This is a genomic window from Flavobacterium sp. LPB0248 (assembly GCF_013388355.1).
Classification (GTDB): domain Bacteria; phylum Bacteroidota; class Bacteroidia; order Flavobacteriales; family Flavobacteriaceae; genus Flavobacterium.
Genome location: NZ_CP058246.1, coordinates 3090980 through 3109190, shown reverse-complemented (window position 1 = coordinate 3109190; position 18211 = coordinate 3090980). Strand labels below are relative to the sequence as shown.

The following is an 18211-nucleotide window of genomic DNA, read 5'->3' as shown; positions in this document are numbered from 1 at the left end:
TTTCAAATTTATTGATTCGTGTATGTTCTAAAATAACCACATTCTGCAATAACATCCTGATAATATTTGGTATCAGAATAGTCTTTTCTTAAAGCTTTAAATGAGTTCCAAGCAATAAAATTAACTTTATCATCTTGAATTTCCCAATAACTATTTACGGTGTTATATTTTTTATTGTAATAATCATTTCTTTCGCATTTTGAAATCAGATACAAACATTTTGCTTTTTGTTCTTTGTTCGAAGCTGCTTCAAATGCTTTTTGGTAATACATTTTAGAAACCGAATTATTTGTAATCATTTCTTTCATCGAATCTCTAAACGAATATGGACTTGAACCATAACCTACAATACTCATTTCATAAAAAGTTCTTCCGTTTCCAAAATGAGAAATATTATAAAAAGCATTTCCTAGCAAAAGACTGTTCGTGTAAACATCTTCTTTTTGAGCCAATTTATCCTGCATTTCTTTTATGGTAGTTAAGAAATCCATGAAAGTATATTTTCGCTTTTGATACGCCGCATGTTCGCAGTCGTGACAATCTTTAATATTTCCGTTAAACGGATTTCCTAAGAATTTATAATATTGAACTGAATCTGTTTGTTTCATGAATTCAATCGCTTCTGGAATTTTGTTTTTGAAAGTCGCCTGAACCGCCTGAAAATTATTTATATCTTTCAACTTTAAACTATAAATTCCTGCACCAATTTTCTCAATTTCAGATTTATTAGATTTTTCTAAAAAGCCTTTTATTGCCAGTAGATTTTTTTCATTATCATAATAAGCATTTCCGTCGTTCCAATAACTGTAGCGTGATTCTCCATAAATCTCGGCCATAACCTGATCTCCTTTTTCTTTATACAAATGTGACAAATAGCTTCTGCTCCATGAAGAAGCATTTTGATAACGAAATGTGTCTCCTTTATAATTTTTAGGAAGTTCAGTGTACAGCCAATTCAAATCAGCTAGAATGGTTTTCTCATTTTTATCTGTCAGCTTATCGATCTTGCTTAAATTATTCACAAAACGCAATAAACGAAGCTGCATTCCTGCCAATTCTGTTTTCGGAAGTGTTTTTTCAGCTTTGCTGTAATTTTTATCTGCATTTGCATAATCTCCTTTTAAGGTCTGAAGATATCCAATGGCAATATCCCATAAATATGGTTTTTCCGTATTTCCTGCAGCAGAAATTTTAGCTATCAAATCAACAGCGCTATTGTCTACTTTTGTTTTATTTTCTGCTTTATTTTCGGCAACAGTCTGCGGTTTCGGTTTCTGATTTTCTCCTTGCCCATCTACCTGAAACGAATTATTTATTTTTTGTTCTAGCGAATTAACCAATCTTGTCCCTAAATAATTTAGATGCTCGCTTTTTGGATCTAATTCGTAGATTTTTTCAATCGCCTGTTTTTCGTCTTTATAATATCCGTGAATCGCCCAAAGCGCCGCTTTTTCTTTGTTGTTTTTTGCCATTGCCAAAGCTTTAATCCAATCTGACTCGTTTTTCGGTTTAAAACTATAAGCTGTAACTACTCTTAATTCTGGACATTTATCAAAAACTTGAGCATATAAACAGTTAGAAGTCGCATATTTTTTCTGCTTATAATTAATTCCAGCAACATACGCTAAAGCGCGATAATACAAAGTATTCCTTGCAACAGAACTTTCGGTTTTATTAAAAAAGTCAATTGCTTTTTGTTTGTCATTGCTATAAAAACGAGCTTTCATGGTTAAGAACCAATATCTGTTTTTCAAAAATGGATCAGACAAAGTATTGTACACATTCTCTATGGACTGAATCATTTTGGCATCATTGAAGGTTTTTGCCACGACAGGATCATAACTCCAATAATCATCACCAATTGAAACCGTTTCTATTTTTTGAGCCAAATACAGAAATTCTACAAAGTTTTTTACTTTCTCATCTTTCAGATTCAGCTTTTTCCCCCATTTTTGCGTGCTTTTATTTTCTTTTTTCGTTTTATAATAAACATGCAAACCTTCAATTTCTTCTTTGTTTTTGATGGTATTTTTGTCATCAGAATAATATCTAGGCTTTTCGTCACCAATCAAAAAATAATTGACTGTTGTTGTGTCGACTTTTCCTTTTAAATAATCAGCCCAATCTGATTTTATATTTTTATTAAAACGAGAATTGTGTTGGGTATCAAAACCAATTCCGTAAAATATTCCTCCTGACAGAAACAAAGGCGAATACGATTTGTCAGCAAAAGTTTCTGGAGTAAAATTTGAATTATAGGCACCGAAATAATCCCAATCTCCATCTGCACAGGCGTATATAATTCCGAATGCAGAAAGCAAAACGGCACTAGAAGCAAGAAATAATCTGCTTAAAAGTATTTTTCTCATAATTATTTAAATTGAATTCGTCTAAATCGTAAAATATAATTTCGTTTGGCTTTTCTACAAGATGATCTTGCAAATCTTCTGCCATTTCTTTTAAATCCTCTGGTTTTATCTCTTCTATTTTCAAAAGATCATTTTCTTCATAAAAAACGCCATTTTTATAATTGGAATGTTTTACCCTAAAAAAAATCGGACTTGTTTTTTCAAAATTGGAATCTTTTTCTAATGATGCACTGCTCATTTTAGAGCGCAGTCCAATCACTTTATTATTTCTAATATGAACTCCCCAAGAATAAATTGGAAAAGCAAAATCAAGATGCAGCGGATATCTTTTTAAACTTTTAAGATATCGTTCTGCCACTTTCTGATCGTAAATAGAATTTAGAGAATCGGGCGCAATCGATCCCATATTATAATACATTAAAACTCCAAAATCGACATTTGGGATTTTTGTCTTTTTGAAGTATTTCACCTGATGCAATCGAATGGTAGCTGAAAGTTTCTTTTTCGAAAGTTCTTTAAAAACCTCAATAAATTTTAAATAATTGTCTTTGCTTTTTAAAGTCCAATCGCAGTCAATTTGAATTTCCTGACACGTAATTTCGTTTTTAGAATTAATCTGTTCTATAAAATCAAAAGTTTTCTGAGCTAGATTCTCCACATCAAGATTGGGTTGTAGCATTACTTTGTTTTGAATGAAAACCACCGGAACAATTGTATAGCTTTTTGGGTTTTCTTCAAATCGAATAGGACTTATGGGAATGGGTAAATTTGATTCAGGATGAAGTCCAATGTCAAAATACCTTACATACAGCTTTTGAACACCATTCTCATTCAAAACTTCTTTTTCTGTTTTTGAAAATTTGAACAACGTTTTCCAGTAATAAAAAGAGATTACAGGTTTTTCATTTTTAGTGCATGATAACATTAAAAAGAGAAACAAAACTGGAAAAATTCGCTTGAACAAAACTTAGAAAATTATATTTTAGTTCAAAAGTAAGAAATTATATCATTTTAAAATGTTTGAAACACCAAAATTTTAGAAGATTCGCAAAAGTTATAAATCCTAATAAATGGATAAAAAATTTCAATTAAAGCAAATATAATCGTTATTTTGTGCAATCAAATTGAAAAACCGTTATGTTGAAAAACACTCTAAAATATATTGCATTTATAGTTTTAATATCAATGATAAGCTGCGCTAAAAGAGGCAGCATTACCGGCGGTTTAAAAGATACATTACCTCCTGTTTTAACATCTAGCTTTCCAAAAAATTTCAGTACCAATTTTAAAGGAAATACAATCACTTTAAATTTTGACGAATATGTCAAACTTAAAAACACCAACAAGCAGCTGATTATTTCTCCTCCTTTAAAAAACGAGCCATTAATTACTCCTATGGGTGTCAGCAAATTTATAAAGATTGAACTTCGAGATACCTTGCTGCCAAACACAACTTACAGTTTAAATTTTGGGCAGGCAATTCAGGATAACAATGAAGGAAATGCCCTAAATCAGTTCAAATATATATTTTCAACAGGATCACATATTGATTCGCTTAAATTGAATGGAAGAATTAAAGATTCTTACGGAAAATATGTTGACAATTTTGTTTCTGTAATGCTATACGAAGTAAATGATAAATTCAAAGATTCTACCATTTACAAAGATTTTCCACGCTATATTACCAATACTTTAGATAGTATGCGAACTTTTCAGTTTGAAAATTTAAAGGAAGGAAAATATCTTTTGGTTGCTTTAAAAGACAAAGGATCTAACAATAAATTTAATCCAAAAGACGATAAAATTGGTTTCCTTAAAAATTATATCACAGTTCCTTCAGATACTGTTTACGAATTAGAGTTATTTAAAGAAACGCTTCCGCTAAAAACATTCAAACCTATTCAGGCTTCTGGAAACCGTTTATATCTTCCGTATGAAGGAAAACAGAATTTTAAGAAATCACAACCAAAAATTATCCTAAAAAATGGTAATGAAGTTCTGGAAACTATAGTAACGCAATTTCCTAAAAAGGATTCGCTTCAAGTTTGGTACAAACCTATAAAAGCCGATTCGTTATCAATGGAAGTTGAGAAAGGAGATTACAAAAAGAGATTCTCTTTTAAAATTAAAGCCTTAAAAAAAGACACTTTAAATATTAAAGCAGTGCAAAATGGCCAGCTTAATTTTAGAGACCGTTTTACATTGGAAACTGAAACTCCTTTGGTAAAATTTGATAAATCTAAAATCAAATTGGTTAACAAAGATTCTGTTGCAGTTCCTTACACGACAGAATACGACGAATTTGACCAAAAGCTTTATTTTGATTTTAAAAAAGAACCTTTAGATAAATATAGCTTTACGTTCTTGCCAGGCGCTTTGACCGATTTTTACGAAAAAACAAACGATACTTTATCATACAAACTCAGCACTAAAGAATATGCCGATTACGGAAACATCATTTTGAATCTGAAAAATGTAAAACGTTTCCCTATAATTGTCGAATTGACCAATAAAAAAGGAGATGTTGTTTTAGCCGAAGGATATTCTGAAGGCGCAACTACTTTAGAGTTCAATTTGTTGCAACCTGATATGTTTACGGTTCGTATTATTTATGATGATAATAAAAACAAAGTGTACGACACTGGAAATTTCTTAGAAAAGAGATATGCCGAAGAAGTGTTTTACAATCAGGAAGAATTTGATGTCCGTGCCAATTGGGACAGGAACGAAACCATCGACCTAAGCATTCCGTTTAATCCTGAGGTCGAGAAAAAACAAGACGATAAAAAGAAAAAAGAAGCAGAAAAGAAACGGAAAGCGTTTTAAAGTTTGATTTCGAACTGATCTTTATCGCTTAAAAAATCTAATTTTTTACGCGTTTCATACATGGTGTTTTTGTCTAATTCTACGACAAAGACACCATTTTTTTCTTGCGGTTCTAAAATATAATTCCCCAAGAAATCTATCGCCTGCGAATGTCCAATATGTTCAAAATGGTGAGCATCTTTCCCTATTCTATTTACTCCAATTACGTACGAAAGATTTTCAATAGCACGCGCCTTTAGCAAAGCATCCCAAGCATTGGTTCGCACTTTGGGCCAATTGGCAACATATAAAATCAGATCGTAATTTTCTGTATTGCGCACAAAAACCGGAAATCTCAAATCGTAACAAACCTGCAGACATATTTTCCAATCCAGATAGTCTACAATAACTTTTTGATTTCCGCATGTATACACTTTATCTTCGCCCGCCAGAGAGAACGAATGACGTTTATCGTAATACTGGATTTCGCCTGACGGGAAAACAAAAATCATACGATTGTAATATTCTCCATTCTCTGCGATGACAACACTTCCAGTAATTGCAGCCTTTTTTTGTCTTGCTTTAAATTTCATCCAACCAATGGTTTCGCCCTGCATCGTTTCAGCAACTTCAGAAGCGTTCATTGTAAATCCGGTCGAAAACATTTCTGGAAGCACAATCAAATTTACTTCCGAATCGATTTCATTGATTTTTGAATCGAAGTTTTCTCGGTTTTTACTGGCATCTTGCCAAAAAAGATCAGTTTGGATTAAAGCAATTTTCATCTTGTTTTATGGATAAGTAGAAAAAACAGGTTTTGAAATTAAATCACAGTCAAGTCAGGAAAATTCCCTTTGTATAATTTTAGTTTTGCATGTGTTGGTTCTTCTTCGGTAATAACATAATTTATCTCAGACAAACTAGCAATTTTCATTTTAAGAACTGTATTTAGCTTTTCTGTAATAGTTAAAACCGCTGTTTTTTTAGAAGCCTGAATCATTGCTTTCTTAACCTGAACAGTTTCCCAGTCAGAATCAGAATAACCGCCATCTATATCTAAAGCATTTGTTCCTAGAACCAGAAGATCTGCTTTTATGTTAGCCAATTGATGAAAAGCTTCTCCGCTCACACACATCTGACTATAAGAAGAAATGCTTCCGCCAATCATAATAGTTTTGATATTTGGTTTATCTAAAAGCTGGACAGCCGTTAACGCCGTGATCGTAAAAACAGTCAGATTAAGATCGTTTGGAATTAATCGGATGAATTCGCGAATAGTTGTTCCGCCATCCACAATTAAAACCATTCCGTCATGCAGAAGATCTACTGCTTTTTGTGCAATAACTTGTTTTGCTTCTACTGCATAAGTTTGGTTCGATGACGAATAGTGATATCCTTTGGTCATCGCACCACCTTTTACTTTGATTAAAAGTGAATCGGCATCAAGCTCGTTAATGTCTCGTCGAACAGTATCTTCAGAAACACCAAGTTTAGCCGAAAGAGTTTCAAAACTTACACGAGTGTGCAGGTTAATCTCTTTTAAAATATGATTTTTACGTTCTTCTTTACTGTAATTTAAAACTTCATTTTCCGTGCTCATGCCTATTATTTTTTTTCTAATTACAAAAATAAACATTTCAGTAAACAATTCATCGAAACAAAAAATCAAATTAGCGCATTAGATCACTTTAAAACAAAACAGAACCCGTTTGCATCAAAAACTCAAAATCAACTGTTTTAAGCTTTTTTTTAAGACAAATTGAAGCCTTTTATAGATTTAAACGGATTTATAAATAAATTACGCTGTTTCAGAAAACAAAAAACGCTTCCGTCGTAACGGAAGCGTTTTTCTAAAATATACTAAATTGTGTATTATCCTTTTAAGCTTGCTGCTAAATACTCACGGTTCATACGTGCGATATTTTCAAGCGAAATTCCTTTTGGACATTCGATTTCGCAAGCTCCTGTATTAGTACAGTTACCGAAACCTTCTAAATCCATTTGGTGAACCATGTGTAAAACACGATCCGTTGCTTCAACTTTACCTTGTGGCAATAATGCATATTGAGAAACTTTTGCAGAAACGAATAACATTGCTGAAGAGTTTTTACAAGTTGCAACACATGCTCCACAACCAATACAAGCAGCAGCATCAAATGATTTATCTGCATCGTCTTTTGGAACTGGAATAGTATTCGCGTCGATTGTATTTCCTGAAGTATTTACAGAGATAAACCCTCCTGCGTGTTGAATTCTGTCAAAAGAACTTCTGTCAACAACTAAGTCTTTAATTACTGGGAAAGCTTTTGCTCTAAATGGCTCGATAAAAATCGTATCACCATCTTTAAACATACGCATGTGCAACTGACAAGTTGTAACACCTCTGTCTGGTCCGTGTGCTTCTCCGTTGATGAATAAAGAACACATTCCGCAGATTCCCTCACGGCAATCGTGGTCAAATGCAACTGGTTCTTCTCCTTTGTTGATTAAACCTTCGTTAAGAACGTCTAACATTTCAAGGAAAGACATGTCCGGCTCGATTCCATCGATAGGATATTCTACAATCCCTCCTTTATCTTGAGCGTTTTTTTGACGCCATATTTTTAATGTAAGTTTCATACCTTTTTCGTTTGAAAGTCATAAAGTCGAAAGTCGAAAGTCGCTTGGCACATTTTGCCTTTTGACTTTAAGACTTTGGGCTTTCGACCAAATTCTTATTTATAACTTCTTTGAACTAATTTAATGTTTTCGTAATTAAGAGGTTCTTTGTGTAATACCGCGTCACTTGGTTTTCCTTTGTATTCCCAAGCTGCAACGTATGCAAAGTTTTCGTCATCACGAAGTGCTTCTCCTTCTTCTGTTTGGTATTCTTCACGGAAGTGACCTCCACAAGATTCGTTACGGTGTAAAGCATCTTTCGCGAACAATTCTCCTAATTCTAAGAAATCGGCAACACGAGTTGCTTTTTCTAATTCTTGATTAAATTCGTAAGCACCTCCAGGAACTTTTACATCTTTATAAAACTCTTCACGTAAAGCAGCAATTTCTTCGATAGCTTCAGTTAAACCTTTAGCATTACGAGCCATACCAACTTTATTCCACATAATTTTTCCAAGTTTTTTATGGAAATAATCTACAGAATGTTTACCATTATTATTGATAAACTTATTGATTTGATCTACAACCGCTTTTTCAGCTTCAACGAATTCTGGCAAGTCTGTAGAAATTTCTCCCATTTTAATATCTGGAGCTAAATAATCTCCGATAGTGTATGGCAATACAAAATATCCGTCAGCTAAACCTTGCATTAAAGCAGAAGCTCCAAGTCTGTTTGCTCCGTGATCAGAGAAGTTAGATTCTCCAATTGAGAAACATCCAGGAATTGTTGTCATTAAGTTATAATCAACCCAAGTTCCACCCATTGTGTAGTGAACCGCTGGGTAAATCATCATTGGTGTAGTATAAGGATCTTCATCGACGATTTTGTAATACATTTGGAATAAGTTCCCGTATTTACTTTTCACGATTGCAGCTCCTAATTTAGTTACCAAAGCAGCATCTTTATCATCTAAACCTTTTACATAAGCATCTTCAGTTCCGTAACGCTTAATTGCTGCTGCGAAATCTAAGTAAACTGCTTCTCCAGTTTTGTTAACTCCAAAACCAGCGTCACATCTTTCTTTAGCCGCACGAGACGCAACGTCACGAGGTACTAAGTTACCAAACGCAGGATATCTTCTTTCTAAGAAATAATCTCTTTGATCTTCAGATAAATCAGTTGCTTTTTTCTTTCCTTCACGGATAGCTTTTGCATCCTCAAGGTTTTTAGGCACCCAAATACGACCGTCATTACGTAAAGATTCAGACATCAAAGTCAATTTAGACTGGTGATCTCCTGAAACTGGAATACATGTTGGGTGAATTTGCGTGTAGCAAGGATTTGCGAAAAACGCTCCTTTTTTATGAATTTTCCAAGCTGCTGTTGCGTTACTTCCCATAGCATTTGTTGAAAGGAAAAATACGTTTCCGTATCCTCCAGAACCAATTACTACCGCGTGAGCAGAATGTCTTTCTATTTTTCCTGTAATTAAGTCACGAGCGATAATACCTCTCGCTTTTCCGTTCACGATTACAATGTCAAGCATTTCGTGACGGTTATACATTTTAATTTTTCCACGACCAATTTGACGGTTCATTGCAGAATAAGCTCCTAACAATAATTGCTGTCCAGTTTGTCCTTGTGCGTAAAATGTACGAGAAACCAAAGTTCCTCCAAAAGAACGGTTGTCCAAAAGTCCACCGTATTCACGAGCCAACGGCACCCCTTGAGCCACACATTGGTCAATAATATTACCTGAAACCTCAGCTAAACGATAAACGTTTGCCTCACGAGCACGGTAATCTCCACCTTTTACAGTATCGTAAAACAATCTGTAAATAGAGTCACCGTCACCTTTATAGTTTTTTGCTGCGTTGATACCTCCTTGTGCAGCGATCGAGTGCGCACGACGTGGAGAATCTTGGAAACAGAATGCTTTTACGTTATATCCTAACTCAGCCAAAGTAGCAGCAGCCGAACCTCCAGCCAAACCTGTACCAACTACAATAATATCAAGATTACGTTTGTTAGCAGGGTTTACTAAATTAATATGATCTTTATAATTTGTCCATTTGTCCGCTATAGGACCATTTGGAATTTTTGAATCTAATGCCATTATAATTGATATTAATTATTGAAATGATGAAATAAAGCGATAATTACAAAAAGCGCTGGAACTACAACTGCGAACCAGTAACCTACTTTTGATAAAAATCTTGAGTATTTGTTGTGCATCCCTACAGATTGAAGAGAAGATGCAAACCCGTGCCATAAGTGGAATCCTAAAAGGATAAAAGACACACAGTACAATGCTGTACGGATTGGGTCGTGAAATTTGTGAACCAACTCACCATAATACCTTGTAGCATCTGGCGCTGTACCCGCAATATACTTGTAGGTAACTTCAGGAAACCAGAAATCATAAAAATGCAATCCTAAGAAAGCTAAAATAACCAATCCAGAAATAATCATATTTCTAGAACTCCAAGAAGCATTCGCAGCTCCGTTGTATTTAGCGTAAGCGATTGGTCGTGCTGCGCTGTTTTGAGCCGTAAGAATAAATCCCATTACGAAGTGGAAAATTACTCCAATTGCCAAAATTGGCTGCATTACGTACTGAATCAGCGGATTGTATCCCATAAAGTGAGAAGCTTCATTGAAAACGTCTTCACTAATAATAGAAATAAAATTTAAGGAAACATGCAGCGCTAAAAACGTGATTAAGAATATTCCCGAAAGAGCCATAGCTACTTTCTTTAAGATGGAAGCATTCAATAGTGCAGATTGTGCCATAAGTGTTAAGTAGTTTGTTTTAAAAAATTACACAAAAATAATTCAATTACAAAAGAACTACAACCATTTCGCTCTTATTTATAATGATTTTAAAATAGCACGATTCTACGTATTTTTACGTACAATAATAAAGCTACTAAAAAATAATTCACTATGTAGATTTCAAAATACTGCTTTTTAAGCCATAGCGCGGAAATTCTATTCTAAGTAGATTACCAAAAATTTATCATATTGTTATTTTATTCAAACTTTTGATTTATTTTCTTCAAAAGTGCTCGTTGGCAGAAATTTTATCTAAGTAAAAAATTGTCATTCCGCAACATAGTTTTACCTTTAGCGGCTCAAAAAATTAAGAATGAAAACAGGAATTGATGCTATATCGTTCGATGTAGCAAACATACATTTACCCATAAAAACTTTGGCAATCGCCAGAAATATTGAACCAGAAAAATTAGAAAAAGGTCTTGGATTACTAAAAATGACTTTTCCAGACGTTCATCAGGACGCGGTTGTTTTTGGAGCAAATGCTTTAACCAAGCTTATCATTGATAATAAAATTGACTTAAAAGAAATAAGCCGAATCTACGTTGGTACCGAAAGTGGTATTGACAGCTCAAAACCAATTGCTTCTTATTTAATTAGTTTAATGGAGCAAAAATTTGGTGAAGATTCTCTAGCAGAATGTGATGTTGTAGATTTCACTTTTGCCTGTATTGGTGGAGTTGATGCGATGCAAAACTGCCTAGATTTTGTAAAACTGAATCCGACTAAAAAAGCAATTGTAGTTACTTCTGATTTTGCAAAATACGATTTAAACTCTGGCGGAGAATACACTCAAGGAGCTGGAGCTGTTGCCATGTTAATTGCTTCAAACCCAAAAATCATTGCTTTTGATGACAATTGGGCAACGAGCACAAAAGGCGTTTTCGACTTCTTTAAACCATACAGAACTATTTCTAAAGAGGAAATTACCAAAAACACAAACAACGATTCTTGGTTTGATAATTTAGAAGCCGAAATCGAGATCCATAAAGACCAACCTGTTTTTGACGGACAATATTCGAATCAATGTTACATGGATCGTACGCGAAATGCGTATTTTTCATTCAAAAAATTAAAAAACACTACCGAAACTTTATATAATACTTGGCACAGTATTGTAATGCACTTGCCATATTCTTTTCAAGGAAGAAGAATGTTATCTGAAATCTACGCTTTAGACAGCGCCGAAAAAATTATTGCTGATGATATTGCTCCAGCAGATTATCAGACAAAAATTAAGGAAGTGGCAAAATCTGATGATTACAGAAGTTTTGTAACCGAGAAATTACAACCTGCAGAATTGGCTTCTTCATTAATTGGAAATCTTTATACAGGTTCTATTTTCATGGGATTATTGTCAACTTTGGCTCATTTTTATGATACAAATAAAGAAGTAGCTGGAACTAAATTCGGTTTCTTAGCTTACGGAAGCGGATCAAAATCGAAAGTTTTTGAAGGAACGATTCAGCCAGAATGGAAATCGGCTTTAGAAAACGTAAAACTTTTTGAAAACTTAGCCGAAAGCTTAGAAATTGATTTCAACACTTACGAAAGTCTTCATAAAAAAGAACAAAAACAAAGCGTAAGAACTCCTAACAACGAATGGGTTTTAGACAGGATCGAAAAAGAAATTCCTGTTTTGATTGGGGCGAGATATTATAAATGGATTGATTAAATTCCATCCCGATAGCTATCGGGACCAAATTCCAATAAATAAAAAACCGAAGCAAATCGCTTCGGTTTTTTGTTTTTATACCCCCAGTTTGTCATTTCGACGGAGGAGAAATCTCCACAAGAAGCTCGACAAAGATTGACTTTCGTTACGGAGTTACTTGTTGAGATTTCTCCTCCGTCGAAATGACAAGATTGTGCGCAAAAAACCTTTGTCAAAGTTTAAAACTTTGACAAAGGTCACGACAAATAGAAAGCATTCTCTAATTATCTCATTGACTAATTTTCTAATCAGAAAAAATCAATCCTTCTTATGCTGTTCAGTATAATTTTGATTTCCTTTAATTCTAGTGTCTTCCGTATGCATTCCGTTTGCCATTCCTAACATAAAGGCTGTTATTATAATTATAAATTTTCTTTTTATCCAATGAAGAAGCGGTCGCTCAGATTGCCCCAAACGAGATTTTTTATTTTGTTTATACATTTTAAAATGATAAATGATTAGACATTATTGTATCATCTGTGCTCAGAAATAGATCTTCTTAAGCGTTGTATAAACTTTTATCGAAGTATTTTGAAGTGATTATTTCATTTATAAAAATAGATTGATTTATAAATGAAGTTAATTTTTGATGAATTATATTTTGAAGTCTCAGCAGTTTCTTAATTTGAAAAGTAAAAATAGTTTCCGTTTTAAGAAAATTCAAAACAACTGAAAATCTTATTTCGTTCCAAGAAACAGCTTGCCCGAATTTATATAAACGAGAACTTTTGAGATCTGATTCTCTTCTTAAAATTACAAATGAAGATTCGTAATATTCTGCCGATTTAGATTGAGAATATAAAGCACCATCGCCCGCAATCACGACCAAAGTCAGAAAGAGTGCGATTAAGTATTTTATATGTTTTTTCAATCTTTAAGTTTTAGTTTCTGGAACGAAAATACGAATTTCAAATAAAAAAACTGAAGTAAATGCTTCCGTTTTCTATTTTCACATCAAGGAGTTGTCATCCTGAGCGAAGTCGAAGGACACGCAAGTAACTCCGCAACAATAATCAAATCTTTGTCGAGCAACTAACGTGTCCTTCGACTTCGCTCAGGATGATATACTTTGTGTTTAAAAACCTTTGTCAAAGTTTAAAACTTTGACAAAGGTCGTGGCACGTAAAGCAATAAACCCAATCCTATAACAAAAACGAGACAACTTAAAAACATCCAAACGCCATTTTTCAAAACAAAAAAAGAGATCCCAACAGCAATCGCCCCCACAATTACCATTAAAGATTTTACAATTTCGGTTTTTATAAAAGCAAACGCATGCAAAGCCAAGCCCAGAAAAAGCAAAGACGGTCCAACAGCCACAAACGGATAAAAAATTAATGGAGAATTGCTAATATGTTGGCTTAATGCCTCTTTTGCAATTTCGTCATTTCCGTAACTTGACATGATAAAATCGATTGTACAAAGTCCGATATGGGCAATAACACCTAAAGTTGTCAGTACAGAAGCAACAGCACTTATTTTACTTTTAGGAAATGCATCATTAAATGACAATAAAAAACAAGCTCCAATTAAATTGAACCAATGCGCAAAATCTATCGACGTATTGAAACTCGGAAAAATGTTAGAAAATAATAAATAACTAGCTAAGAAAAATAGCAATCCGATCGTGCAGAAATGTTTTGTTTTCATAATTTGTTTTAAAAATTGATGAAACAAAACTAGAATGAAAATGTACTTAAAACTCCTATTTTATTGACTTAGGTACGAAATGCATTGTTTTAGGTACAAAATTATAATGCCAATAAAACATCTTTATAATTTCTCGAAACCGGAAGTTCTATTTGTGTCAAAATAATTGTGGTCGAATTTCTCCAAGATTTAAAATGCGGCGGATTTATTAAATGCGAACGATGAATTTGCACTAAAAAATCGAAATCGTCCTGAACTTTTTTGAGCGAAGATCGAATAAGTTTCGAATGAAGTTTATCATTTTCGAGATAAAAAATCTCAACATAATTTTGTGCATTCGAAATACAAACCAAATCGGCTTTTTTGATTTTTAGAATGTCTAATCTGTTTTCTCCTTTAAATAGTAAAACATCGTCCGTTATCGGAATTAGTTTGATTAAATATCTTCTTGCGAGAATAATTAATGGAGTCAAAATCAAAGCGACTTTTATAAATATTATCGAAAAGAATTCTAAAAAATCATATCCGCCATTTAAAACTGGACTTTTATAAAAAGTAAAAACACCAATTAAATAAAGTAAATGAAACAGAAAAATGACTGTTATTTCTAAACTGATATTCCACTTCCCTATTCTTTCGTAAAAGCTTTTTTGAATAAAAGCTAAAAGACTATAGCACAAAAATGCCATTACACTAAAACCAAAACTGATTAAAAACCACGCTCTGAAATTTATAGTTCCGTCGTCAAATGGTTTTATGATGAAAGCAAAAATGAAAAGCCATAACCCAATCAGCAAACCGACAATTAAGTTGTGTTTTATAGAAATGTTTAGCTGTTTCACTTTTTCGATTTGATTTTTAAAGTTTCATTTCCATAATGGGCATAAAACGATTTTTTATTGACGTTTCAAATTCACCAATTTTTATAAATCCCATTTTAGAATAAAATTCCTCGGCGTTGGGTTCTGAATCGAGAATTATTCTTTCTACTTTCTCTTCTTTTATTCGATTTAAGAAATCCAGAACTAAATATTTCCCAAATCCTTTACCAATATATTCGGGCAAGATAAATAAATTATCAAGTTTTACATTCTTTTCATTTTCAAAAACATAAGAATAATATCCTACAATAAAATCATTGTCTAGCAATTTGAATGTGCTGTTGTCTCTAATATAATCTTGAGAAATGGTTAAATTTTTATCCCATTTTTGAATTTGCTCTGCCGAATATCCCCAATATGCTTTTGACTTTTTGGTTATTGTTGTGAGGATTTCATTGTCGAGTATATTGGCTTTTTGAATTATCATTGGTTTTAAAAATAAGTTTTCTTGTCAGCTTTGAAATTTAACCGCAAAGCACGCAAAGTTTTCTATTTAAGTTATCTAAATAAACGCAAAATTCGCAAAGCTTTAAGCGCAAAACTTTGGGTACTTTGCGTAAACCTTAGCGGACTTTGCGGTTAAAAAACATCTTTATTTATAAATCGTAAACTTATTATGACTCAAAGTAAAACCCAAATTCTCATAAATCGCTACATTCTCAACTCGCTTTTTATTTGTCGTTACTTCGACACTTTTCAAAGCATTTTTCTCAGCAAAATCTAAAATCTCATTTATCAATACTCTTCCAACGCCTTGACCACGATATTTTTGATGAATGAAAAACTCCTGAATTTCGCCCACCAATCCGCAATGATGTAAAAGATTTTGTGTGTGAAAACTAATAAATCCTAAACCTACAGTTTCATTTTCGGCAATGAGATATAGGTTTCTTGGGTTTGAAATATTCTCATTAAAGATCATTTTGAAAACTTCAAAATCTAAAACTTCGTTATCGAGTTCACAAATTGCTTTGTAGATGAAGTCTAGATCTTCATTTTCTACTTTTCTGATGTTTACTTTTAGACTCATAACTTTAACTCATATCGGTCAACTTGACAATCTTATCATCTAAAAACTGAAAAATCGATTTTCCTCTCATTTTTAATTCCTGACCCGCTTTTAATCCGTTTGGAAAATCCATTGCTAGCACGGCATAATAATCAATGTCAATTATTGCTGTAATTTCATCATGAATGAATGATGTAATAATTTGCTTTCTCGCCGAGAAATATTCTTTGGCTTTTTCGGCTTGAGCTGTAAATTCTTTTATTCCATTCAAAGTCAGATTGATTTCGCCATTTTGGATATTTTCAAAAACAACTGATTCGTCAAAATCTGCAATCATTTTATCAGTATCAAACTGATTATAAGCTTCAATATAATTTTGGATTATTTTTTCTCTTTCGGTCATGCTATTTTCTATAAAAAGATTACTTCATCAAGATTACACAATTCTAAATTCAAAACCAATTCGATAGTCAGAAAAATTGTATTTTTACTCGACAAAAAAGAACTTGCAACTGCAAACTTGTTTTCTGCATAAACCAAAAATGTAAAAGAATTTTAAATATCTTTGAATCATGAGTACAGCAATAAAACCAAAACATATCGGTAGAAACATTAGCCGAATTAGAGAACTGAGAGATATGAAGCAGGAAGCGCTTGCTATTGCGCTTGGTGTTAGTCAGCAATCTATTTCTAATCTTGAAGGAAGTGAAAACGTTGATGACGAAAAACTAAGCAGAGTTGCAGAAGCTTTGGGAGTACCAGCAGAAGTAATTAAGAATTTCTCTGAAGAAGCTGTTTTTAATATTATCGGAAACACCGCAGAAAATAGTTCTTCAGTTGTTAGTTTCGGATGTACTTTTAATCCGTTGGACAAACTTCTTGAAACTTTTGAAGAAAATAAAAAACTTTACCAACAGTTAATTCAAGCTGAAAAAGAAAAAGTGGCTCTTTTGGAGAAGTTACTTGATAAGAAATAGAAATTTATTTTTATAAAAATAAAAAACCGAAGCTTTGAAATTTTAAAGCTTCGGTTTTTCTTTAGTTATTCTATTTTTTTACTGACTCCAATTTTTTTATTTTGGTTTTTAGTATTTTTAATTCTTGTTCTTGTTTTTCACTTTTCTTATTTTGCTTTTCCAATTTCTTGTTTTGCTCTATTGTATATAAAGTTAATTCTTCAATTTTTTGCAAAAGTTTCATTTGAAATTCTTTCATTTCAAGTCCGTTTGCAATCATTTCTTTTGCTGGCGCAATTTCCGGAAGGTGCTTATTTTGAGTTACAAATTCTTCCAATTTATTCAAATCCATTAATTTATAATCGTCCTCAAAAACAAAATCACAACCTCCCAATAAATCAACTTTTATCTCTTTTGCTCGAATTGTACCGCAAACATCTAATTTATAGGCCGGATTAATTGTTCCAATTCCAACAGATCCTTGTTGGGTAATAATCATTCGATCGTAATTACTATAGTCTGAACCATTCCAAGCTGTTGTATGAAAACGAAGATCTCCATACAATGGACTTCCTGCAGGGTTAGGATTTACAGAATACACTCCAGGACCTCCCCTGCCAAAACTCAATCCTCCACGATATGTAAATTGACCATCAACAGCCCAAGCCATTGTTCCTGAGACTTTTTCACTAATAACTAATGTAGGCTCTTTACCATTCGGTAAAATATTATTTACAGTCGTCCCTGAATAGGACGTAAAATCATTATAAACTGCAGAATTACCACGCACTTCAAGTTTTGCTGTTGAAACTTCAACTCCAATTCCAACATTTCCATCATTTGGCTGTATACTCGTACCGCTTTTCCCGTGCATAAATCCACCATCAATAATAATTCCTGTATCAAAAGCTAATTTTAACTGTTGAAAATTTGACCCAACCCAAGCCCCTCCTGTTCTATATATCCCATACCTAAAGGGATCTGGTTTAAACCAAGTGATTCCGTCAGGAACATTTCGGCCATCATTAATATCATTAAAATTAATAGAATTGTGCAATTCATAGGTTTGTGCAGTTGTTAACTGAACTAAAGTCAGCATAAAGAATAAAAGTAATTTTGGTATTTTCATTTTCATAAATGGTTTTGTTTTATACACTTCTTTTTTTTAGTTTTTATTTATGTTGCTAAAGTAGTATTTCAATTATTACACACCGATACAAATCACAATATTCTTACAAAATAAATTTCTCAAAATCCGCGTGAGATAAAATTGCCAATCTTTGTGGAGTTACTTGTGGAGATTTCTCGTTCCTCGAAATGACAAGATTGAGGAAATTTCTGTGCGTTTGAAAAGAAAAAATCTGCTAAATCTGCTAAATCTGCGTGAAACAAA

17 protein-coding genes are annotated in these 18211 nt (G+C 33.0%); 3 read left to right on the top strand and 14 right to left on the bottom strand.

Features of this window, described 5'->3' with window-relative positions; all coding sequences use genetic code 11:
* Positions 1–8: 8 nt before the first annotated feature.
* Entirely contained in the window at positions 9–2369 is a 2361-nt protein-coding gene (locus LPB248_RS12915) for a hypothetical protein (protein WP_177211812.1), read from the bottom strand.
* A complete protein-coding gene (locus LPB248_RS12910) occupies positions 2329–3294 on the bottom strand; it encodes a hypothetical protein (protein WP_177211811.1) in 966 nt (321 codons plus the stop codon). The genes LPB248_RS12915 and LPB248_RS12910 overlap by 41 nt, the downstream gene beginning before the upstream one ends.
* 212 nt (positions 3295–3506) lie before the next feature.
* On the opposite strand from LPB248_RS12910, the gene LPB248_RS12905 reads away from it, so the two are divergent.
* On the top strand, positions 3507–5195 hold the full coding sequence (locus tag LPB248_RS12905; RefSeq protein ID WP_177211810.1) for an Ig-like domain-containing protein: 1689 nt from the start codon (positions 3507–3509) through the stop codon (positions 5193–5195).
* Here LPB248_RS12905 and LPB248_RS12900 read toward each other — a convergent pair.
* The 5 genes from LPB248_RS12900 to LPB248_RS12880 all read right to left on the bottom strand — a co-directional run bounded on the left by LPB248_RS12900 (position 5192) and on the right by LPB248_RS12880 (position 10566).
* The gene (locus LPB248_RS12900) at positions 5192–5959 is read right to left on the bottom strand and encodes a nitrilase family protein (RefSeq protein ID WP_177211809.1); all 768 of its coding nucleotides are present in this window, start codon (positions 5957–5959) and stop codon (positions 5192–5194) included. The genes LPB248_RS12905 and LPB248_RS12900 overlap by 4 nt on opposite strands.
* 38 nt (positions 5960–5997) lie before the next feature.
* On the bottom strand, positions 5998–6774 hold the full coding sequence (locus LPB248_RS12895) for a DeoR/GlpR family DNA-binding transcription regulator (protein ID WP_177211808.1): 777 nt from the start codon (positions 6772–6774) through the stop codon (positions 5998–6000).
* A 272-nt stretch (positions 6775–7046) separates the two neighbouring features.
* Positions 7047–7793 carry a succinate dehydrogenase/fumarate reductase iron-sulfur subunit gene (locus LPB248_RS12890; protein WP_177211807.1) on the bottom strand — a complete coding sequence of 249 codons (747 nt, stop codon included), beginning with the start codon at positions 7791–7793 and terminating at the stop codon, positions 7047–7049.
* A gap of 95 nt (positions 7794–7888) precedes the next feature.
* The gene (locus LPB248_RS12885; RefSeq protein ID WP_177211806.1) at positions 7889–9889 is read right to left on the bottom strand and encodes a fumarate reductase/succinate dehydrogenase flavoprotein subunit; all 2001 of its coding nucleotides are present in this window, start codon (positions 9887–9889) and stop codon (positions 7889–7891) included.
* Positions 9890–9900: 11 nt separating this feature from the next.
* A complete protein-coding gene (locus LPB248_RS12880; RefSeq protein ID WP_111425173.1) occupies positions 9901–10566 on the bottom strand; it encodes a succinate dehydrogenase cytochrome b subunit in 666 nt (221 codons plus the stop codon).
* A 355-nt stretch (positions 10567–10921) separates the two neighbouring features.
* On the opposite strand from LPB248_RS12880, the gene LPB248_RS12875 reads away from it, so the two are divergent.
* Positions 10922–12283 (top strand): hydroxymethylglutaryl-CoA synthase family protein, encoded by a 1362-nt coding sequence (locus LPB248_RS12875; protein ID WP_177211805.1) that lies wholly within the window; start codon positions 10922–10924, stop codon positions 12281–12283.
* Positions 12284–12821: 538 nt separating this feature from the next.
* Here the strand turns inward: LPB248_RS12875 and LPB248_RS12870 are convergent.
* The 6 genes from LPB248_RS12870 to LPB248_RS12845 form a co-directional block, all read right to left on the bottom strand.
* Complete coding sequence (locus tag LPB248_RS12870) at positions 12822–13193, bottom strand: hypothetical protein (protein WP_177211804.1); 372 nt, start codon at positions 13191–13193, stop codon at positions 12822–12824.
* Positions 13194–13417: 224 nt separating this feature from the next.
* A complete protein-coding gene (locus tag LPB248_RS12865) occupies positions 13418–13972 on the bottom strand; it encodes a hypothetical protein (protein ID WP_177211803.1) in 555 nt (184 codons plus the stop codon).
* 101 nt (positions 13973–14073) lie between these two features.
* Positions 14074–14814, bottom strand: coding sequence for a LytTR family DNA-binding domain-containing protein (locus LPB248_RS12860; RefSeq protein ID WP_177211802.1), 741 nt, complete (start codon positions 14812–14814; stop codon positions 14074–14076).
* Between the two features lie 16 nt (positions 14815–14830).
* Positions 14831–15280, bottom strand: coding sequence for a GNAT family N-acetyltransferase (locus LPB248_RS12855; protein ID WP_177211801.1), 450 nt, complete (start codon positions 15278–15280; stop codon positions 14831–14833).
* Positions 15281–15445: 165 nt separating this feature from the next.
* Positions 15446–15883 (bottom strand): GNAT family N-acetyltransferase, encoded by a 438-nt coding sequence (locus LPB248_RS12850; RefSeq protein ID WP_177211800.1) that lies wholly within the window; start codon positions 15881–15883, stop codon positions 15446–15448.
* A 4-nt stretch (positions 15884–15887) separates the two neighbouring features.
* Complete coding sequence (locus LPB248_RS12845; protein ID WP_177211799.1) at positions 15888–16265, bottom strand: nuclear transport factor 2 family protein; 378 nt, start codon at positions 16263–16265, stop codon at positions 15888–15890.
* A 169-nt stretch (positions 16266–16434) separates the two neighbouring features.
* Here LPB248_RS12845 and LPB248_RS12840 point away from each other — a divergent pair, with 169 nt between their 5' ends.
* Positions 16435–16839, top strand: a complete 405-nt coding sequence (locus LPB248_RS12840) for a helix-turn-helix domain-containing protein (RefSeq protein ID WP_177211798.1) — start codon at positions 16435–16437, stop codon at positions 16837–16839.
* 70 nt (positions 16840–16909) lie between these two features.
* Here LPB248_RS12840 and LPB248_RS12835 read toward each other — a convergent pair whose 3' ends face one another.
* The gene (locus tag LPB248_RS12835) at positions 16910–17953 is read right to left on the bottom strand and encodes a hypothetical protein (protein ID WP_177211797.1); all 1044 of its coding nucleotides are present in this window, start codon (positions 17951–17953) and stop codon (positions 16910–16912) included.
* Positions 17954–18211 lie beyond the last annotated feature (258 nt).